At 72.6% G+C, this 19,627-nt stretch carries 16 protein-coding genes; 12 read left to right on the top strand and 4 right to left on the bottom strand.

The genetic code is table 11. The features are described 5' to 3' along the window. Positions 1 to 159: 159 nt before the first annotated feature. The gene (locus tag ACFW9Z_RS19440; RefSeq protein ID WP_028420049.1) at positions 160 to 831 is read right to left on the bottom strand and encodes a 1-acyl-sn-glycerol-3-phosphate acyltransferase; all 672 of its coding nucleotides are present in this window, start codon (positions 829 to 831) and stop codon (positions 160 to 162) included. 276 nt (positions 832 to 1,107) lie between these two features. On the opposite strand from ACFW9Z_RS19440, the gene ACFW9Z_RS19435 reads away from it, so the two are divergent. From ACFW9Z_RS19435 to ACFW9Z_RS19425, 3 genes are all read left to right on the top strand, one after another. Further along, positions 1,108 to 2,277 carry a glycerophosphodiester phosphodiesterase gene (locus ACFW9Z_RS19435; protein WP_384642091.1) on the top strand — a complete coding sequence of 390 codons (1,170 nt, stop codon included), beginning with the start codon at positions 1,108 to 1,110 and terminating at the stop codon, positions 2,275 to 2,277. A gap of 201 nt (positions 2,278 to 2,478) precedes the next feature. After that, positions 2,479 to 3,033 (top strand): sigma-70 family RNA polymerase sigma factor, encoded by a 555-nt coding sequence (locus tag ACFW9Z_RS19430; RefSeq protein ID WP_384642089.1) that lies wholly within the window; start codon positions 2,479 to 2,481, stop codon positions 3,031 to 3,033. A 37-nt stretch (positions 3,034 to 3,070) separates the two neighbouring features. Then, positions 3,071 to 3,574, top strand: coding sequence for a GNAT family N-acetyltransferase (locus ACFW9Z_RS19425; RefSeq protein ID WP_384642087.1), 504 nt, complete (start codon positions 3,071 to 3,073; stop codon positions 3,572 to 3,574). 33 nt (positions 3,575 to 3,607) lie between these two features. Here ACFW9Z_RS19425 and ACFW9Z_RS19420 read toward each other — a convergent pair whose 3' ends face one another. Further along, positions 3,608 to 4,042: a hypothetical protein gene (locus ACFW9Z_RS19420; RefSeq protein ID WP_384642084.1), complete on the bottom strand. Its 435-nt coding sequence runs from the start codon at positions 4,040 to 4,042 to the stop codon at positions 3,608 to 3,610. 1 nt (position 4,043) lies between these two features. After that, positions 4,044 to 4,403, bottom strand: a complete 360-nt coding sequence (locus ACFW9Z_RS19415) for a hypothetical protein (RefSeq protein ID WP_384642081.1) — start codon at positions 4,401 to 4,403, stop codon at positions 4,044 to 4,046. Between the two features lie 612 nt (positions 4,404 to 5,015). On the opposite strand from ACFW9Z_RS19415, the gene ACFW9Z_RS19410 reads away from it, so the two are divergent. From ACFW9Z_RS19410 to ACFW9Z_RS19375, 8 genes are all read left to right on the top strand, one after another. Beyond that, positions 5,016 to 6,098 (top strand): methionine ABC transporter ATP-binding protein, encoded by a 1,083-nt coding sequence (locus ACFW9Z_RS19410; RefSeq protein ID WP_384642079.1) that lies wholly within the window; start codon positions 5,016 to 5,018, stop codon positions 6,096 to 6,098. Then, positions 6,095 to 6,763 (top strand): methionine ABC transporter permease, encoded by a 669-nt coding sequence (locus ACFW9Z_RS19405; protein ID WP_093687472.1) that lies wholly within the window; start codon positions 6,095 to 6,097, stop codon positions 6,761 to 6,763. Before ACFW9Z_RS19410 ends, ACFW9Z_RS19405 begins: the two co-directional genes overlap by 4 nt. 86 nt (positions 6,764 to 6,849) lie before the next feature. Further along, a complete protein-coding gene (locus tag ACFW9Z_RS19400) occupies positions 6,850 to 7,713 on the top strand; it encodes a MetQ/NlpA family ABC transporter substrate-binding protein (protein ID WP_384642075.1) in 864 nt (287 codons plus the stop codon). Between the two features lie 201 nt (positions 7,714 to 7,914). Next, complete coding sequence (locus ACFW9Z_RS19395) at positions 7,915 to 8,553, top strand: GNAT family N-acetyltransferase (RefSeq protein WP_384642072.1); 639 nt, start codon at positions 7,915 to 7,917, stop codon at positions 8,551 to 8,553. A gap of 147 nt (positions 8,554 to 8,700) precedes the next feature. After that, entirely contained in the window at positions 8,701 to 9,939 is a 1,239-nt protein-coding gene (cbiE, locus tag ACFW9Z_RS19390; protein ID WP_384642070.1) for a precorrin-6y C5,15-methyltransferase (decarboxylating) subunit CbiE, read from the top strand. 334 nt (positions 9,940 to 10,273) lie between these two features. Next, positions 10,274 to 13,990 carry a nicotinate-nucleotide--dimethylbenzimidazole phosphoribosyltransferase gene (gene cobT / locus ACFW9Z_RS19385; RefSeq protein ID WP_384642067.1) on the top strand — a complete coding sequence of 1,239 codons (3,717 nt, stop codon included), beginning with the start codon at positions 10,274 to 10,276 and terminating at the stop codon, positions 13,988 to 13,990. Positions 13,991 to 14,440: 450 nt separating this feature from the next. Beyond that, positions 14,441 to 15,769 carry a uroporphyrinogen-III C-methyltransferase gene (gene cobA / locus ACFW9Z_RS19380; RefSeq protein ID WP_384642065.1) on the top strand — a complete coding sequence of 443 codons (1,329 nt, stop codon included), beginning with the start codon at positions 14,441 to 14,443 and terminating at the stop codon, positions 15,767 to 15,769. Between the two features lie 134 nt (positions 15,770 to 15,903). Further along, complete coding sequence (locus tag ACFW9Z_RS19375) at positions 15,904 to 16,722, top strand: TrmH family RNA methyltransferase (protein ID WP_384642061.1); 819 nt, start codon at positions 15,904 to 15,906, stop codon at positions 16,720 to 16,722. A 75-nt stretch (positions 16,723 to 16,797) separates the two neighbouring features. Here the strand turns inward: ACFW9Z_RS19375 and ACFW9Z_RS19370 are convergent, their stop codons facing one another. Next, positions 16,798 to 18,186 carry a protein kinase gene (locus ACFW9Z_RS19370; protein ID WP_384642057.1) on the bottom strand — a complete coding sequence of 463 codons (1,389 nt, stop codon included), beginning with the start codon at positions 18,184 to 18,186 and terminating at the stop codon, positions 16,798 to 16,800. 593 nt (positions 18,187 to 18,779) lie between these two features. Between ACFW9Z_RS19370 and ACFW9Z_RS19365 the strand changes: the two genes are divergently transcribed. Continuing rightward, on the top strand, positions 18,780 to 18,986 hold the full coding sequence (locus ACFW9Z_RS19365) for a hypothetical protein (RefSeq protein WP_384642054.1): 207 nt from the start codon (positions 18,780 to 18,782) through the stop codon (positions 18,984 to 18,986). Positions 18,987 to 19,627: the final 641 nt, after the last annotated feature.

Genomic DNA, 19,627 nt, shown 5'->3' with positions numbered 1-19,627 from the left:
GTCCTGGGGGGGGCTGCGGTCGCCGCCTGGTACCTGCTTACGGCCCAGACGCTGGTGGCGGGGGCCGCGCCCCCTTAGTCCTTACTGGGGTCCGGGCCCGCCCCCCGCCCGCGGGGGTGCGGGCCCTTCCCCGTAACAGGCGTATCAGGCTCTACGGGCTCAGGCCGCCTTGGCCTTCGTCGCGTACATGTCCACGTACTCCTGGCCGGAGAGCCGCATCACCTCGGACATCACCGAGTCGGTCACCGCCCGCAGCACATAGCGGTCGCGGTCCATGCCCTCGTACCGGGAGAACTCCATCGGCTCCCCGAAGCGGACCGTGACCTTGCCCGGCCGGGGCAGTCCGGCGCCGCCCGGCTGGAGCTTGTCGGTGCCGATCATCGCGAACGGGACCACCGGGGCGCCCGTCATCAGCGTCAGCCGCGCGATCCCCGTACGGCCCCGGTAGAGCCGGCCGTCGGGGGAGCGGGTGCCCTCCGGGTAGATCGCGAAGGCCTGGCCCTCCTCCAGCACCCGGCGCCCGGTCATCAGCGCCGCGACCCCGCCCCGGCCGCCGTCCCGGTCCACCGGGATCATTCCGGCGCCCGTGAAGAACCAGGCCATCAGGCGGCCCTTGAAGCCCTTGCCGGTCACGTACTCGTCCTTGCCGATGTAGAACACCGGCCGGTCGACGCAGACCGGCATGACCATCGAGTCGATGAAGGTGAGGTGGTTGCCCGCGAGGATCACCGGCCCGGTCCCGGGGATGTTCTCCACGCCCTCCACCTGGGGGCGGAACATCAGGCGCAGAATCGGTCCGAGCACTGCCTTGAAGACCGTGAGACGGGACAACGGGTTCCTCCGGTGTCATGGCCGGGCCGGCCGGGGTCGGGTGAGGTGGTGCGGGGTGATGTCCGGTGGTGCGCGTGTTGGACTGTGCAGGTGAGGACGATACTCGCGGGTATGCACTGATCGCACATCGGGTTCACGGAGCGGATACGTGGTGTTGACGTGTGTTTCCGCCGTGTTCGCCCCGGAGCCGCTCCCCGGACCCGCCCGCCTGCCTACGATCGGCCCCGCCCGACGGAGCGCGGGACCGTCCAGGACAGTACCGAGCGAGGAGTATTCATGACGGAGCGTGTGACCGGCAGTCCCGGCCGACGGACCCTTCTGGGCGCCGCCGTCCTCTCCGCGGCGGCCCTCGGCCTGACCGGCACCGCCGCCCAGGCCGCCCAGGCCACCGAGCGGGGGCGCGGCGGGCACGGCGGCCACGGCTCGCTGCGGGACCTCCCCGTGCCGACGGTGATCGGCCACCGGGGGGCCAGCGGCTACCGGCCCGAGCACACCCTCGGCTCCTACCAGCTCGCGCTGGACCTGGGGGCGCACATCGTCGAGCAGGACCTCGTCCCCACCAAGGACGGCCACCTCGTCTGCCGCCACGAGAACGACATCACCGCCACCACGGACGTCGCCGACCACCCCGAGTTCGCCGGCCGCAGGGCCACCAAGAGCATCGACGGCGTCTCCTACACCGGCTGGTTCACCGAGGACTTCACCCTCGCCGAGCTCAAGACCCTGCGGGCCAAGGAGCGCATCCCCGGCAACCGCCCGGACAACACCCTCTACGACGGCCGCTGGACGGTCCCCACCTTCGAGGAGGTCCTGCGCTGGGCCGACAAGGAGGGCCGCAGGCGCGGAAAGCCCGTCTGGCTGTACGTGGAGACCAAGCACCCCACCTATTTCCGGAAGCTGGGCCTCGGCCTGGAGGAGCCGCTGGCCCGGCTGCTGCGCCGCTACGGCCGGGACCGCAAGAACTCCCCACTGATCCTCCAGTCCTTCGAGCCCAGCTCCGTCCAGCGCCTGGCCCGGCTGGTCGACACCTCGCGCATCGTCCTGCTCTCCGGCCCCACCAGCCGCCCCTGGGACTTCGTCGAGTCGGGCGACCCGCGCACGGTGGCCGACCTCGTGAAGCCCGCCGGGCTGAAGTGGATCGCCTCCTACGCCCAGGGCATCGGCCCCACGCTCGACCTGGTCATCCCCAAGGACGCCGCGGGCCGGCTCACCACGCCGACCACCCTGGTGAAGGACGCGCACGCCCGTGGCCTGCGCCTCCACCCGTACACCCTGCGGAACGAGAACAGCTTCCTGCCCGCCGACTTCCGGCGCGGCACCGACCCCAACGCCTACGGTGACGTGTTCGGCGCCTACGCCGCGTACTTCGCCACCGGTATCGACGGCATCTTCACCGACCACCCGGACACCGCGCTCCTCGCGGCGGCGGACTTCAACGGGCGCTGAGCCCTTCTCCGTACGGGCCCGGTGACCGCTGCGTCGGCCACCGGGCCCGTACGCGATCAGACACCGCGCGGCGGGCGCGTGAGCCGCGTCGGGCGCGTTGGCCGTGTCAGCAGCGTCAGCCACCGGGCCTGCACGTGCTCCGGTCGGGTGGTGCGGTACGCCGGGGGCAACCGGTCGCGCCACCACCACGTTTGCCGGGGCATGACGCTTCTCGATCATGAACCCGACCGGGCCGCCGCCACCGCGCTCGCCGTCCGCGCCTTACAACCCCTGGTGCGCGCGGAGGCGAGAGCCGAGGCCCCGGCCGCCGGACTCGACCCCGCCGACCTCGAACAGAGCGTGTGGCTCCGGCTGCTGGAGCGTCCCGCCGGGGCCGTGCCGCCCCGCGACCCGGCCCGCTGGGTGCGTGACACCGTACGGGCGGAAGCCCGTCGGGGGCGCCGCACGGTCCGGCGGGAACGCCCGTACGCCGGAACGGAACCCGCGGCTCCGCCCACCGCCGGACCGGAACGGATCGTGCTCGGGGCCGCCGAACGCCGGGCGTTGCGCGCCGCGGTGGCCCGGCTGCCGGAGCGCTGCTCCCGGCTGCTGGAGGCGATGCTGGCGCCCACCGACCCGACGTACCGAGAAATCGCAGGGGAGTTGGGTATGTCACAGGGGAGTTTGGGCCCGATCCGTTCCCGTTGCCTTGGATGTCTGCGCAGAATGCTCGCGGCGGAGGTTGCCGTCCCTGAACTGCGGGGAAGAGGGCGATAGGCAACCGGGCGGACAGGTGAGCGGGAGGCGTGCACACATGGGCATGAGCGTGATCATCTCGGCGGCGACGGCACAGGACGTGGAGCAGATCTTCCGGCTCCAGTACCTCTGCTTCCAGCGCGAGGCCGAGCTGTACGACAACTACCGGATCGACCCGCTCGTCCAGACTCTCGACGCGGTACGCGACGAAGTCGCCGACGACCTGGTGTTCGTGGCCCGCCTCGGCGACGAAGTCGTCGGCTCGGTACGCGGTTTCACCGATCCGGACGGTACGGGACAGATCGGCAAGCTCTGTGTGCACCCCAGGCTCCAGGGCCACGGGCTCGGCACCCGGCTGCTGAACGCGGCGGAGGCGGCCCTCGCGGCCGACCGCGCGGCCACCCGCTTCCGGCTGCACACCGGACACCGCAGCGAGAGCAACCTCCGGCTCTACCGGCGGGCCGGATACGCCCAGGTCGGAGATGTGACGGGGACGGACGGCGTCCGGCTCATCCTGCTGGAGAAGGAAGCGGCGGCCCAGGAGTTCGTGACCAGCGCCTGACCGGACCTGCCCGGGCCTCCGACCTGCCCGGGCTCAGGCCTTCTTGGCGCGGCGCAGCCAGATCATCCCGGTGACCGGCAGGATCACCGGGATGAACAGGTACCCCATCCCGAAGTCCGACCAGACGGTGGAGTCGGGGAAGGCGGACGGCTCGGCGAGCGTCCAGGCCCCGACGACCAGGACCCCGAGCAGCTCGGCGGCGCAGCACACCAGCGCCGCCCGGCGCGCCTTCTCGCCGCCGCGCACCAGCGAGTACGTGATGAAGCCGTATACGACGGCGGCGAAGGCCGAGAGCGTGTACGCGAGCGGCGCCTTGTCGAAGCCCCGGACCACCTCGACGATCGAGCGCGAGGCCGCCGCCACCGTGAACACCCCGTAGAACCAGACGAGCACCCGGCCCGGACCGGTACCCAGCTCGAAGGACGGCTTGGCCGCCGTGTCCACCTCGGGGCGGTCGGTGTCACTCACGTCAGTTTCCCCAGATGTCGTAGAGCCGTACTTCGAGGACCGCCAGCACGAGAGCGCCCGCCGCCACCGTCACCGAGCCCCAGCGGGTCCGCTCGGACAGCGACAGGACGCCGGCCGCCGGTACGGCCGCGAACGCGCCGATCAGATAGGCGACGAACACCGTCGTGCCCTGCTCCGGCCGCTCCCCGCGAGCCAGCTGCACGATGCCCACCACCAACTGGGCCAGGGCCAGGACGGTCACGACGGCCATCCCGATGAAGTGCCAGTCCTTCGTCGGCTGGTCCTTGTAGGCGGCGTGTCCGCACCAGGCGGCGAGGGCGAGCGCGGTCACGGCGACCGCGACCGTCAGGGCGTCAAGCATGAAGCGAGGGTATTACGGCGGGACCTCCCGCCCGCGTGCGGCCCCTTCCGCCCGCGTCCGGCGCCGTACCCGTCCCGCCGGGCGGCCGTGATCGTGGCCTTGGCCACAGCGAACGCCCGGACCGGACCCGCGGGCCGCCGCCCCCAGGGCCGTACGACCTCCCCGGTGACCCCTGTAAGTGCAGGTCAGAACCTTGCGGTCGTACGTCGGCGAGGTGGCCCGGACCGTCGCCGCAGACCATCCACGGCTGTCCGCTATTCGGACAGCCGGGTTCGCGCCCAGGTGGACGTCTGTTTTACTTGGCCCATGACCACGACGAGCAGCCGCACCCTTGCGACCGAGGCGATCAGTACGCCCGGTGCTCGTTGTATGTGTCGAATGCGCGCCTTCTGAGGGCCCCCGCCTGAGTCTCACGCCCCGAAGCGAGACCGAGCCTGAGCCGTTCGCCCCCTGTGGAACGAGCCGCCCGAGCATGCGCTGTTCCCGGCCGACCGCCGTACACAGCCGTGCTGAGACGTAAACCGGCCGACCAGCCCGCATCAGTCTCTTCAGACGTTTGCCCCGTGCCCGGCGGACACCGCGCCGCGCACTCGACAGTGACGGAAAACCCCTGTGATCACCACGACGGGCCTCACGAAGGTCTACCAGTCGCGCGACCGTGAGGTCACCGCACTCGACGGAGTCGACCTCCACGTCCGCGAGGGCGAGATATACGGCGTCATCGGACAGAGCGGCGCCGGGAAGTCCTCCCTGATCCGCTGCGTCAACCTGCTGGAGCGCCCCACCTCCGGCACGGTCACCGTGGCCGGGCAGGACCTCACGGCCCTCGCCGGGCGGGGGCGGCGGGCGAGCGCGGAGCTGCGCGCGGCCCGCACCCGGATCGGCATGGTCTTCCAGCACTTCAACCTGCTGGACTCGCGCACCGTCCTGGACAACGTGGAACTCCCGCTGGAGATCCTCGGAGTCTCCGGCCAGGAGCGCACCCGTAAGGCCAAGGAGCTCCTCGACCTGGTCGGCCTCGCCGACAAAGGCAAGTCCTACCCCAAGCAGCTCTCCGGCGGCCAGAAGCAGCGCGTGGGCATCGCCCGCGCCCTGGCGGGCGACCCCAAGGTGCTGCTCTCGGACGAGGCGACCTCCGCCCTCGACCCGGAGACCACCCGCTCGATCCTCCAGCTGCTGCGCGACCTCAACCAGCAGCTCGGCCTGACCATCCTGCTGATCACCCACGAGATGGACGTCGTCAAGACGATCTGCGACTCCGCCGCCCTCATGCAGCGGGGCCGGATCGTGGAGTCCGGCACGGTCGGCGGACTGCTCGCCACCCCCGGCTCCGAGCTGGCGGGCGAGCTGTTCCCGGTCGGCGGGACCGCCTCCGGGCCCGACCGTACGGTCGTGGACGTCACCTTCCACGGGGAGGCCGCCACCCAGCCGGTGATCTCCCAGCTCTCGCGTACGTACAACATCGACATCTCGATCCTCGGCGCGGCGATGGACACCGTCGGCGGCAAGCAGATCGGCCGGATGCGCATCGAGCTGCCCGGCCGGTTCGAGGAGAACGTCGTCCCCATCGGCTTCCTGCGCGAACAGGGCCTCCAGGCCGAGGTCGTCGAGGACGAGAACGGCCCCCGGGCCCGTACCGCCGTGACCGTTCCCGAGCAGACGCCCGCCGCGATCACCAAGGAGGTCGTCAAGTGACCTGGTCCGAAATGCAGCCCCTGCTGACCCAGGGCACCTTCGACACCCTCTACATGGTGCTGTGGTCGGCGCTGGTCACCGTCATCGGCGGACTGCCGCTCGGTGTCCTGCTGGTCCTCACGGACAAGGGCGGACTGCTCCAGAACACCGTGGTGAACAAGGTCATCGGCGTGATCGTGAACATCGGCCGCTCGCTGCCGTTCATCATCCTGCTGATCGCCCTGATCCCCTTCACCACCTGGGTCGTCGGCACCTTCATCGGCCCCACCGCGATGATCGTCCCGCTCGCCGTCGGCGCCATCCCGTTCTTCGCCCGGCTCGTCGAGACGGCGATCCGGGAGGTCGACCACGGGCTCGTCGAGGCGGTGCAGTCGATGGGCGGCTCCATCCCCACCATCGTCCGCAAGGTGCTCCTGCCGCAGGCCCTGCCCTCGCTGGTCTCGGGCGTCACCACCACCCTCATCGTGCTCATCGGCTACTCCGCGATGGCCGGTGCGGTCGGCGGCGAAGGGCTCGGCTCCAAGGCCGTCACCTACGGATTCCAGCGCTTCGACAACCAGTTCATGCTGATCACCGTCGCGCTCCTCATCGTCCTCGTCAGCGTGATCCAGCTGATCGGCGACATCGCCGTCCGGCTGCTGGCCCGCCGCGGCCGCACCGCGTAGGCCGTCGGCCCCCTGAACCTCCCGTCCCCACCAAGCCCGAACTCCTTGTCCGGGCGCACCACCACCACAAGAAAGAGGCACTTTTCGTGCGTAAGAACATCAAGATCACCGCAGCTGTCGCTTCCGCCGCCGCCCTCGCCCTGGGGCTGAGCGCCTGCGGTACGGACTCCGACCCGGCCTCCTCCGCCAAGAGCGACGGGGCCAAGGCCGACACCTCCAAGGCGCTCGTCGTCGCCGCGTCCCCGACGCCGCACGCCGACATCCTGAACTTCGTCAAGAAGAACCTGGCGGAGAAGGAGGGCCTCAAGCTGGAGGTCAAGGAGTTCACGGACTACGTCCTGCCGAACACCGCCACCCAGTCCGGCCAGGTCGACGCCAACTTCTTCCAGCACAAGCCCTACCTGGACGACTTCAACAAGAAGAACGACACCACCATCGTCCCGGTCGTCAACGTGCACCTGGAGCCCCTGGGTCTCTACTCCAAGAAGATCAAGGACCTCAAGGACATCAAGTCCGGCCAGACCATCGCCGTCCCCAACGACACCACCAACGGCGGCCGCGCCCTCCAGCTGCTCGCCGAGAACGGCCTGATCACGCTCAAGGACGGCGTCGGCACCGCCGCCAAGCTGAGCGACATCACCGACAAGAAGGGCCTGGAGTTCAAGGAGCTGGAGGCCGCCACCGTGCCCCGCGCCCTGAACGACGTGGACGCCGCCGTCATCAACGGCAACTACGCCCTGGAGGCCAAGCTCTCCCCGGCCAAGGACTCCCTCGCCCTGGAGAAGGCCGAGGGCAACCCGTACGCCAACTTCCTGGCGGTCAGGGACGGCAACGAGAAGGACCCGCGCGTCGAGAAGCTGGCCAAGCTCCTCAACTCCGACGAGGTCAAGAAGTTCATCGAGGACACCTACCAGGGTTCGATCGTCGCGTCCTTCGGCGCCACGGCCTGACCTGGACGCAAAGACCGTGGTCCTGACCCCCGCCAAGTCCTGAGCCCCATCAGGTACTTGCTCGACGGAGCCCCGCCCTTCCCCTCGGAAGGCGCGGGGCTCCGTCGTGCGGACCCGCCCATGCGCAACACGGACCCGATGCTGCATGCTGTGCTTTTACCCGGTCTTCGCTTTTACCCGGTCTTCTGCATGGAGCTGCGCATGACTACCACCTTTCCGTCCGTCTCCATCAGCACGGACAGGTTGGTGATGCGCCCCTTCGACATGGCCGACATCCCCGCGTACATCGAGATGATGAACGACGAGCTGGTCACCGCCTGGACCGACGGACCGCACCCCTACACCCAGGTCGACGCCGAACGCTGGGTCCGCAGAATCGCCCCCGGGGAACGCACCTCGGGCCACGGCATCGCCCTCGCCGTCACCGAGTTCCTCACCCAGCGGCTCGTCGGGACCGTCCGCCTCCTCAACACCGACTGGCGCACCCTGTCCACCGAGGTCCGCTACATCACCGCCCCCTGGGCGCGCGGCGAGGGTTACGCCACCGAAGCCGTGCTGGCCGTCGCCGAATGGCTCTTCCGCGACCAGGGCTTCGAACGCATCGAGCTGCGCACCCCCGCCGACAACACCGCAGCCCAGCAGGTCGCCCAGAAGCTCGGCTGCATCAGCGAGGGCGTCCTGCGCAACGCCCGGATCGCCCGGACCCAGACGGAGGACGGCGGCTGGACCGACATCCGTACCGACCTGATCGTCTGGGGCCTCCTCCCCGAGGACCTCGAAGGCGTCGCCGAACAGCTCGCCGACGCCGGGGGCTACGGCACGTACAACGACTGGAACTGACCCTCGGGGGCCTGCCCCGGCCACCCGGTAGGACCCCGGTCCGGACCAGGTACTCTCACCCCTGCCCGCCAACCGCACGGGCAGCAGCCCCACTCCCTCCGACACCCCACTCCTTCCGCTACCAGCCACCCGAGGAGACAGACGACGATGGCCGACCGGGTCACGGTGATCGGCTGGGACGGCTCGCCACTGACCAGAGCGGCCACGGCCGCGCTCTCGGCCGCCACGCTCGTCGCGGGCGCCGCGCACCACCTCGCCCTGCCCGAAGTGCCCCGGGACGCCGAGCGCATCCGCCTCGGCAGCGTCGACCTGGCCGCCCGCCGCATCGCGGGCCACCGGGGCAGCGCCGTCGTCCTCGCCGACGGCGACCCCGGCTTCTTCGGCGTCGTCCGCACCCTGCGCGCCCCCGAGCACGGCCTCGAAGTCGAGGTCGTCCCCGCCGTCTCCGCCGTGGCCACCGCCTTCGCCCGGGCCGGGATGCCCTGGGACGACGCCCAGGTCGTCGTCGCCCACCCGCGTACGCTGCGCCGCGCCGTCAACGTCTGCCGGGCCCACCACAAGGTCGCCGTCCTCACCTCACCGGGCGCGGGCCCCGCCGAACTGGCCCTCCTCCTCGAAGGCGTCCACCGCACCTTCGTGATCTGCGAGGAGCTCGGCACCGACCGCGAACGCGTCACCGTCCTGACCTCGGACAAGGCCGCCGACCACGCCTGGCGCGACCCGAACGTCGTCATCGTCATCGGCGGCGGCCCCGAGACCACCGCCACCGGCGCCTGGATCGCCGGCCGCGAGCCCGCCTACCCCCAGGGCGTCCGGGGCTGGGCCCTGCCCGCCGAGGCCTACCGCGAGGCGGGCGCGGAACGGATGCGGGAGTCCGGCGAGGGGGAGTCCCCGGCCCTGCGCGCCGCCCAGCTGGCCCGCCTCGGCCCCCGCACCGGTGACCTGGTCTGGGACATCGGCTCCGGCAGTGGCGCCCTGGCCGTGGAAGCGGCCCGCTTCGGCGCGGCGGTCCTCGCGGTCGACGCCGACCCGGGAGCCTGCTCCCGTACGGATGCCGCCGCCCGCGCCTTCGGCGTACCGCTCCAGATCGTCTGCGGCCGGGCCCCGCACGTGCTGGAACGGCTGCCCGAACCCGATGTCGTACGGGTCGGGGGCGGCGGCGTCCCGGTGGTCCGGGCCGTCGTGGACCGGCGCCCGGAACGCATCGTCACGCACGCCTCCACCCGGGACGAGGCCGAGGCGCTCGGCGCGGCGCTCACCGGCAACGGCTACACCGTCGAGTGCTCGCTGCTCCAGTCCGTCGACCTGGACACGAGCGTGTGGACCGAGCGCGAACGGTCCGTCGTGTTCCTTCTCTCCGCACGGCGTTCGGACCTCGCCCCCTGACCTTTCGGCCCGGTACGGGAGGTAGGCTGGCCGATTGTTGTACCGCGCCCGGACGTTCGTCGGTTCGTTCGTCAATGTCCGGAAAAGTGGACGGTTTTGTTCCGCTCTGTGGTACGGCACCAACCGGGGGACGCGCGACGTGGCGCAGTCCACAGCGAGCCGTGGCGGAACTGCCTGCCGCGGCGGCGAACGGCCGCGAGAATAAGAAGAGGTCCGCGGGCGTTTCGTGCCGCGCGGTGAGCCCGCTCGTTCTTGATGACGAGCACCGGCGTGCCGTGGTTCGGCGTCCCGGGCGAAGGGCCGAAGGAGCACTGACGATGGGCGAGGGGTACGCATGACTGACACCGGCCAGATCCCGGGCGAGGGACTGCCGGAGAACGCAGGCATGGTGGAGCAGCCGGGCATCCCCGCCCCGGACGCGTACACCTTCCTCGACCCCTCCGAGCACGCCCCCGAGGACGACGACCTTCTGCTGATGCCGACCTCCCAGGGCGCGTGGAGCGATCCCCAGACGGTCCAGGCCCCGGCTGCCCCTGCCCCTGCCCCGGCCGCAGCTGCGCAGGCTCCGGTCTCCGCTTCGGCTCCGGTGTCCGGTCCGGCTTCCGCTTCCCCTTCCGCTGTGTCTCCGCCTCCCGCCTCCGCCGTGTCTTCGGCTCCCGCTCCGGAGCAGGCCGTACCGCAGGTCCAGGCCCAGCAGCCGGTTGCGGTGGCGGAGCCGCAGCCGCAGGTTCCCGCGCAGGGCCAGGAGGCCGCCCAGGTTCCTGGTGGGACGCACGGGACGCACGGGACGCACGAGTCCGGAGGCCGTGACACCGGCTCCGTCGACCTCAACGGCGTACGTATCCCGGCTCCGGCCCCCGCCCCCGTGCAGACGCCCGCTCCGGTGGGCGCGCACGCGGCGGCCCCCGCCCCGGCCCGCCGCCCCCTGCACCGGGGCCCGGCTTCGGCCGAGGCACCGTCGTACGGCGGCGGTACGCAGGGCGGCGGTGTGGTCCGCTCGCTGGCCGACCGCGGCCCCGCCGGAGCCGTCAGGACCGCGCCCCCCGCCCGTCACGCGGGCCCGCCGACCACCGCGGGCCCCGAGTACTTCGAGGCGCCGTCCCCGGAGGCTCCGGTGCTCCCGGGACCGCAGCTGGGCGAGATCCCGCCGCAGGGCGCGGCGATGTGGGGCGCCCCGCCGCCGCAGCCGCAGCCCGAGCCGGAGGTGACGGCCGAGCCCGCGCCCGCCGCCGCATCCGAGCAGCCGGTGGACGAGGCCGAGCAGTCCGTCGAGGCCGAGGCGGCTGCCGAGGTGGCTGGGGAGCCTGAGGTGGTGGATCAGCCCGAGCAGGCCGCGGAGGTTGCTCCGCAGGTGGAGGCGCAGACGCAGGAGCCGGTACAGCCCGAGGCGGTGGTGGAGGAGCCCGAGGCTCCCGCCGAGCCCGAGCCCGAGCAGCAGCCTGCCGAGACTGCCGAACAGCCCGTCCAGGCCGAGGTGGCCGCTGAGCCGGAGGCAGCCGATCCGGTCGCGGTGGCTCCGGTGGAGGACGCTCCCGTCGAAGCCGTGCCGGTTGAAGCCGCTCCTGTTCAGGTGGAGCAGCCGGTCGCTGTGGCGCAGCCCGAGGTGGCGGTGGAGCCTGAGCAGGTCGCTCCCGAGCAGGTAGTTCCCGAGCAGGTCGCTCCCGAGCCCGAAGCGGTGCAGCAGGTGGCCCCGGCAGAAACGGTCGTCCCCGAGCCGGTCGCTGTCGTGCAGCCCGAGGTACCGCAGCCGGAGGTTGCGCCGTCTGCGGAAGCGGTGGCGCCGGTCCCGGACGAGGCCCCGGCCGAGCCGGTTGCCGAGGCCCCGGCCGAGCAGCCTTCCGAGGAGCCCGTGGCGGCGCCGGACGTTCCGGCCGAGCCGGGCACGGAGTTCGTCCTGGTGGACGCCCCGGCCCCGGCCGCCGAGCCCCAGGCCGCCACCCCCGTACAAGCGGCCCCCGTAACCGAACCGGAGCCTGCTGCCGCCCCCGTACAGCCGATCGAGCCGGTTGAGGCGACGGAGCCGACGGAGGCGATCGAGGTTGCTTCGGCCCCGGCCCCGGTGGCTGAGGAGAGCACGACGGTCGCAGAGTCCTCCGAGCCTGCCGCCGCCACGATCCAGCACGCCGAGCCGGAGCCGGAGCCGGAGCCCGAGCCGGTAGCGGTGGCAGCGGCGGCCGAGCCGGTGGCCGCCCCGGTCGTGCCGGAGCCCGTACAGCTCTCCGCCGCACCGGACCCCGACGACGGCACCGGACCCGAGGTCATCGAGACCCCGGAGCTGGAGGAGCAGCCGGTGGCGGAGGCCCCCGCAGAGCCGTTCACCCCGCCCGCGCCCGGCTACGACGACGCGGAGCGCGAAGCGGTGCTGCGGGTCATGCGCGAGCGCCGGGACATCCGCAACGGCTTCCGCAGCGACCCCATCCCGCACGAGGTCCTGCTCCGGGTGCTGGAGGCCGCGCACACCGCGCCGAGCGTCGGCCACTCGCAGCCGTGGGACTTCGTCGTCATCCGCTCCGCCGAGACGCGCCGCTCCATGCACGAACTGGCCCAGCGCCAGCGCGACGCCTACGCCAAGTCGCTTCCCAAGGGCCGGGCGAAGCAGTTCAAGGAACTGAAGATCGAGGCGATCCTCGACACCCCGGTCAACATCGTCGTCACCGCCGACCCCACCCGGGGCGGCCGGCACACCCTCGGCCGCCACACCCAGCCGCAGATGGCCCCCTACTCCTCGGCGCTCGCCGTGGAGAACCTGTGGCTGGCCGCCCGCGCCGAGGGCCTGGGCGTGGGCTGGGTGAGCTTCTTCGACGAGCGCGAGATGGTCCGCGCGCTGGGCCTGCCGGAGCACCTGGAAGTGGTCGCGTACCTCTGTGTCGGTTACGTGGACGAGTTCCCCGAGGAGCCCGAACTGCTCCAGGCGGGCTGGTCGAAGCGCCGCCCGCTGTCGTGGGTCGTCCACGAGGAGACGTACGGCCGCCGCGCGCTGCCCGGCGAGGAGCCGCACGACCTGCTCCAGGAGACGATCTCCGCCATTCGGCCGCTGGACGCGAAGGCGCTCGGGGAGGCGTGGGAGCGGCAGAAGCGGATGACGAAGCCCGCCGGGGCGCTCGGCATGCTGGAGATCATCTCCGCGCAGCTCTCCGGGCTCTCCCGGATGTGCCCGCCGCCGATCCCGGAGCCCGCGGCCGTCGCGATCTTCGCGGGTGACCACGGGGTGCACGCCCAGGGAGTCACCGCGTGGCCGCAGGAGGTCACGGCGCAGATGGTGGCGAACTTCCTCGGCGGCGGAGCCGTCTGCAACGCGTTCGCCGCGCAGGTCGGCGCGGAGGTCTGCGTCGTCGATGTCGGCGTCGCCTCGGACCTGCCCGCCACTCCGGGGCTGCTGCCCCGCAAGGTACGCAAGGGCACGGCCGACTTCACCACCGGCCCCGCGCTCAGCCGGGAAGACGTCCTCGCCGCGATCGAGGTGGGCATCGAGACCGCCCGCGACCTGGTGGCGGCGGGCAACAAGGCGCTGCTCACCGGAGAGATGGGCATCGCCAACACCACCGCGTCGGCCGCGCTGATCTGCGTGTACACCGGGATCGACGCCTCCGAGGTGACCGGCCGGGGGACCGGCATCAACGACGAGATGCACGCCCGCAAGGTCGACGTCGTACGCCGCGCCCTCGACCTCCACCAGCCGGACGCGGCCGACCCGATCGGCGTCCTCGCGGCGGTCGGTGGCCTGGAGCACGCGGCGATGGCGGGCTTCCTCCTCGGCGGAGCCTCCCTGCGTACGCCGGTGATCCTGGACGGCGTCAGTGCGGGCGCGGCGGCCCTGGTCGCCCGGGCCATCGCCCCCGAGGCCCTGGCCGCCTGCATCGCCGGCCACCGCAGCGCGGAACCGGGCCACGTGGCCGCCCTCAACAAGCTGGGCCTGCGCCCCCTGGTCGACCTGGACCTGCGCCTCGGCGAGGGAACGGGCGCTCTGCTGGCGCTGCCGATCGTGCAGAGCGCGGCACGGGCGATGCATGAGGTGGCGACGTTCGACGCGGCGGGAGTGACGGAGAAGTAGCCCGGGGCCCCCGGGCCCCGCTCCACCTCTCACCCCTTCCCGGAACCCTTCCGCCCTTCGGAGCTCACCACTCCAGCTCCTGTCCCTGCTCCCTCCGCCCTCTCCCAGTCCCTCCGCCTCTCTTGCTCTGTCCGGGGCCTGCCATTCCAGCCTCTCCGGCGTTTGAGGAGCGGGGTCCGGGGCGGAGCCCCGAAACCCCAGCCCGTCCGGCGCTTGAGGACAAAACGGGGCCCGGGGCGGAGCTCCGGTTTCGGGAAGGGGCGGGGAGGGGACAGGCCCGCCGCAGGCGCCCCACCCCGCCGGGCCCCACCCAGGGCCCCGGCCCCAGGCCCCACCCCCCACCACCCCGTATCGTGTTCCCCACCCAGGAACCCCCACTTCCGCACGTCACAGCCGCTCCACCGCCGCAGCGGCCCTAGGCAGCACCCCGCACGAGGAGCCCGCACCGCCATGGCCGAGCACGCAGATCACGCAGGTCACGCCGACCGCGAAGGTCACGCAGATCAGGCAGATCGCGCTGATCGCGCCGATCACCCCGCGTACCCCGTCGGACTCCGCCTGCACGGCCGCCGCACCGTCGTCATCGGCGGCGGCCAGGTCGCCCAGCGCCGCCTGCCGCAGCTCATCGCCACCGGTGCCGTCATCACCCTGGTCTCCCCCTCCGCGACGCCCTCCGTCGAGGCCATGGCGGACGCCGGTGAGATCCGCTGGGAGCGCCGCCGCTACCAGGACGGCGACCTCGCCGACACCTGGTACGCGCTGGTCGCCTCCTCCGACACCGCAGCCAACGACGCCGCCTCCGCCGAGGCCGAACGTACCCGCACCTGGTGCGTCCGGGCCGACGACGCCGAGGCCGCGACCGCCTGGACCCCGGCCACCGGCCGCAGCGAGAACGTCACGGTCGCCGTCCTCACCACCACCTCCCAGGGCCGCGACCCCCGGCACTCCGCCGCCATCCGCGACGCCATCGTCGAGGGCCTGCGCGACGGCACCCTCGCCGCCCCGCACCACCGCACCCGCGCCCCCGGCGTCGCCCTGGTCGGTGGTGGCCCGGGCGACCCGGACCTGATCACGGTGCGGGGCCGCCGCCTCCTCGCCGAGGCCGACGTGGTCATCGCCGACCGCCTCGGCCCCCGCGACCTGCTCGACGAACTGCCCCCGCACGTCGAGGTGATCGACGCGGCGAAGATCCCGTACGGCAGGTTCATGGCCCAAGAGGCGATCAACCAGGCGCTGATCGAGCACGCCAAGGCGGGCAAGGCCGTGGTCCGGCTCAAGGGCGGCGACCCGTTCGTCTTCGGCCGCGGCATGGAGGAGGCCCAGGCGCTGGCCGCCGAGGGCATCCCCTGCACGGTCGTCCCCGGCATCTCCAGCACCATCTCGGTCCCCGGAGCGGCCGGTATCCCGGTCACCCACCGGGGGGTGGCCCATGAGTTCACCGTGGTCAGCGGCCATGTGGCCCCCGAGGACCCGCGCTCGCTGGTCGACTGGGAGGCCATCGCCCGGCTGCGCGGCACCCTCGTCCTGCTGATGGCCGTCGACAAGATCGGCGCCATCGCCGCCGCCCTGATCGCCCACGGCAAGGACCCGGCCACCCCGGTCGCCCTGGTCCAGGAGGGCACCACCGCCGCCCAGCGCCGGGTCGACGCGACCCTCGCGGACGTCGGTGAACGCGCGGTCGCCGAGGACGTGCGCCCGCCCGCAGTAATCGTGATCGGCGAGGTCGTGGCGGTCGGCCCGGACTCCGCACCGCCCTCGGCCGAGGCCCCGCCCGAGTAACCACGTACCCCAGGCACCCCACATATCCCAGGGAACCCACGTAACCCAGAGAACCCTGTTACCCGGGTAACCCGCGGTTACGCATCTTCACCCCAGGCGTTGGCACCACACACCGGACAAGGCAGTATCACCCTGTGGCAGACATCATCACCGTCGACGACCCCGACGACCCGCGCCTGAGCGACTACACCGGCCTGACCGACGTCGAGCTGCGGAGACGGCGCGAACCCGCCGAGGGCCTCTTCATCGCCGAGGGCGAGAAGGTCATCCGGCGGGCCCGGCACGCCGGGTACGAGATGCGCTCCATGCTGCTCTCCGCCAAGTGGGTCGACGTCATGCGCGACGTCATCGACGAGGTCCCGGCCCCGGTGTACGCCGTCGCCCCCGACCTCGCCGAACGCGTCACCGGCTACCACGTCCACCGGGGCGCACTCGCCTCCATGCAGCGCAAGCCGTTGCCCACCTCCGACGAACTGCTCGCCACCGCACGCCGGGTGGTAGTCATGGAGTCGGTCAACGACCACACCAACATCGGGGCGATCTTCCGCAGCGCGGCCGCCCTCGGCATGGACGCCGTCCTGCTCTCCCCGGACTGCGCAGACCCGCTCTACCGGCGCTCGGTCAAGGTCTCCATGGGCGCGGTCTTCTCCGTTCCGTACGCCCGGCTCGAAGCCTGGCCCAAGACGCTGGAGACCGTACGGGAAGCGGGCTTCCGGCTCCTCGCCCTCACCCCCGACGCCAAGGCCACCAGCATCGACGAGGCGGCCCCGCACCGGCTGGAGCGGGTCGCGCTGATGCTCGGCGCGGAGGGGGAGGGACTGTCGACGAAGGCCCTGATGGCCGCCGACGAGTGGGTCCGCATCCCGATGGCGCACGGGGTCGACTCGCTGAACGTGGGCGCGGCGGCGGCCGTCGCCTTCTACGCGGTGGCGACGGGCCGCCCGGAGAGCTGAGACAGGGCTATGACCGGGCTATGACAGGGCTATGACCGGTTCCGCATCGGGACCCACTGAGCGGTGCCGTACTGCTCAGGTGGGCCGAGCGGTGCCGGTGCCGCTCATGGGGCCGAGCGATGCCGTACCGCTTACGAGGGCGGGCGCGGCCTGTGCCTGCGGTGCCCGGTCCCGGCCCCGCTCCGGCTGTGCGTTCTGTACGTTTCCGCCCAGCCCGCGCGCCGGCCCCTGGCACCCCTGCGCGGCCGCGATCCCCAGCGCCACCAGCAGTGTCACCACCACGAACACCACCAGCCGCTGCCGCAGCAGCCGAGGATTGGCCGGCCGCCGCCCCGCCGAGGTCGTCCGGGCCCCGGGCCGCGTTCCGGAACGCGGCCCCGGCCTGCCGTTCGTCCCTTTCACCGCGCCCGGCCGCTTCCCGGACCCCGTGGTGGAGCGCGGCGCCCGCTGCGGCCGAGAGCCACCGGTGCGCGGCGCCCCCGAACGCGAGGGCGTGGGGCGCCGCCCCTGCTGCGGGCGGCCGGTCGAAGGGCCCTCCGCACGGCGGGTCTGCTGCTCGGTGTACGGGCCGTCGAGACGGCCGGTCGGCCGGTCCGGGTCCTGCGCCGAGCGCTGGGCGGGCGGCCGCCCCTCGTGCAGGCCCTGCGCCTCGCGCGCCGCGATCTCCTTGAGCCGCATGGACAGTTGGAGGGTGCTCGGCCGCTCCTCCGGGTCCTTCGCCAGACAGGCGCTGATCAGCGGGGCCAGCGCGTCGTGCACCCCGTGGAGCTGCGCCTCCTCGTGCACCACGCGGTAGAGCATCACCTCGGAACTGCCGTGCCCGAAGGGGGAGTCGGCCATCGCCGCGTACGCCAGGGTCGCGCCGAGCGAGAAGACGTCCGTCGCGGGGGTCACCGCCGCGCCTCGGACCTGCTCGGGCGCCAGGAAGCCGGGCGACCCCACCGCCGTACCGACATGGGTCAGCGTGCTGGCTCCCGTCGCCCAGGCGATACCGAAGTCGATGATGCGGGGGCCCTTGGGGGAGAGCAGGATGTTCGACGGCTTCAGATCCCGGTGGACCACGCCCGCCTCGTGCACCGCCACCAGGCCCTCGGAGAGCGCCGCGCCGATCGAGGCCACCTCGGCCGCGGCCAGGGGCCCTTCCTCGGCCACCTTGTCGTGCAGCGAGGGGCCGGGGACGTACTGCGTCGCGAACCAGGGGCGGTCCGCCTCCAGGTCGGCGGCGACCAGCCGGGCCGTACAGCCGCCGCGGATCCGCCGCGCGGCGGACACCTCGCGCGCGAACCGCGAACGGAACTCCTGGTCCTCCGCCAGATCGGGCCGGATCACCTTGAGCGCCACCCGCTGGCCGCGCCGGTCGGAGCCGAGATAGACGACGCCCATGCCGCCCGCGCCGAGCCGCCGGTGCAGCCGGAACGAGCCGACGAGACGCGGGTCCTCGCGCCGGAGCCGCATCATCGCCATCGTCTGCCCATCCCCGCTGCCTGGTCTGCCTGACGAGGCACAGCTTACGTACCCGGCGCCCGGTGCGCTCAGAGGCCGCGCCCTCGCCCGGTATTCGATTGTCGGTGCCGGACGCGGGACGTGAAGCGCGGTCAGGGAGCGGTGGTTCCAGGCCCGTCGGCCCGCACCGGTCCGCAAAGGGCCTTCGCACAAGGGGTGTTGGATCGAGCCAAGGTGGCCGGGAAGGGGCGTTCGTGGTGAGCGCGGATACCACCGGGACGTACGTGGCGAGGGCCTCCGGCCCCGACCGCAGAAGGCAGGGCCGCCTCCCTCAGGGGGCGGGTGGAGTGAGTGAAGTCACCCACTGGGGCGCGGCTGATGCGGGTGTCCCCCCTGCGTCCCCTCCGGGATGACCCCAAGGCCCGGTGGGCGGTCTCCACCCAGGGGAGTACATCCACGGCCGACGGCTCATCCTCCGGGAGGCCCGGGATTCGGTACGCGGGCATGACGCCCCGTGCTCACCGGTTACCTAATGTTGAGGTCAAGCGGCGGGCGCAGCACTCGTCCCCCGAGGTCACACGCCCGTCGCTCCCATTCAGGTCAGGAGAGGAACCATGTCGGACACGGCAACGCGGACGATGATCCGCACCCAGGGCAGCAAGGCGTACGCCGCCTTCGGCCCCCGCCCGTCCGGCACCCGCCACCCCTTGGTGGCGACGGCGATGGTCCTTCCCCTGGCGGCCCTGCTCGTAGTCGTCTTCGGCGGCTGGGACGCGGTGGTCACACAGGCGTCGTCCGTGGCGGTGATGCTGGGGCGCTGAGCGGCGCCCAGGGTCCGGAAGAGCGGTCCGGACCCGGTATCGGGCCAACAGCCCCGTGGGGACGGGGGTGCGGCGGACGGCAGCGTTTGTCCGGTCAGCTGGGGAGCTGACCGGGCATCGCGCTGTCCGGGCCTGTTTGCCCGGGCGGACGGCCCGGAGCGGTTCGGCGTGCGACCCGGGGTGGTCCGGCCTGTGGCCTGGGCTGGTTCGGTGTGCGGCCCGGCGTGGTCCTGCCTGCGGCCCGGGGCGGGGTTCAGCGTACGGACGTGGTCGGTCCGGCGTACGGGTGCGGCCGGTCCGGCGGCAGGGGGGCGGTGCGAGGTCGCGTACGGGGCCGGGGCCGACGGGGTCCGTCCCGGCGAACGTCCTCCCGGCGAACGTCCCCCGCGCTCGGCTCCCCCTCGTGCCCGGACCCCCCGCGCCCCATGCCCGGCGCGGCCCCCGAATGGGCGCGCCTCCACCGCCCTGCGACCTCGTCCGCCGCGTACGCTCGGCGGGGACCGGTGGCAGGGCCGGGACCGACCGCCGCCGGAGGAGCCGTTGCGTACCACCTCAGTCGACCGTCAGTCGGCCGACCGCGAGCCAGCCGACCATCAGCCAGTCGCTCCCGACTCGGCCGCCCATGATGTGGTCGCCCCAGA

Source organism: Streptomyces sp. NPDC059452 (assembly GCF_042750035.1).
Classification (GTDB): Bacteria; Actinomycetota; Actinomycetes; order Streptomycetales; family Streptomycetaceae; genus Streptomyces.
This window is presented reverse-complemented; position numbering and strand designations above follow the sequence as displayed.

Coding starts and splice junctions, on each gene's coding strand:
- cbiE (WP_384642070.1), top strand. CDS start 8,701: ATGGCCGACCGGGTCACGGTGATCGGCTGGGACGGCTCGCCACTGACC.
- ACFW9Z_RS19430 (WP_384642089.1), top strand. CDS start 2,479: ATGACGCTTCTCGATCATGAACCCGACCGGGCCGCCGCCACCGCGCTC.
- cobA (WP_384642065.1), top strand. CDS start 14,441: ATGGCCGAGCACGCAGATCACGCAGGTCACGCCGACCGCGAAGGTCAC.
- ACFW9Z_RS19395 (WP_384642072.1), top strand. CDS start 7,915: ATGACTACCACCTTTCCGTCCGTCTCCATCAGCACGGACAGGTTGGTG.
- ACFW9Z_RS19415 (WP_384642081.1), bottom strand. CDS start 4,403: ATGCTTGACGCCCTGACGGTCGCGGTCGCCGTGACCGCGCTCGCCCTC.
- ACFW9Z_RS19425 (WP_384642087.1), top strand. CDS start 3,071: ATGGGCATGAGCGTGATCATCTCGGCGGCGACGGCACAGGACGTGGAG.
- cobT (WP_384642067.1), top strand. CDS start 10,274: ATGACTGACACCGGCCAGATCCCGGGCGAGGGACTGCCGGAGAACGCA.
- ACFW9Z_RS19435 (WP_384642091.1), top strand. CDS start 1,108: ATGACGGAGCGTGTGACCGGCAGTCCCGGCCGACGGACCCTTCTGGGC.
- ACFW9Z_RS19365 (WP_384642054.1), top strand. CDS start 18,780: ATGTCGGACACGGCAACGCGGACGATGATCCGCACCCAGGGCAGCAAG.
- ACFW9Z_RS19370 (WP_384642057.1), bottom strand. CDS start 18,186: ATGGCGATGATGCGGCTCCGGCGCGAGGACCCGCGTCTCGTCGGCTCG.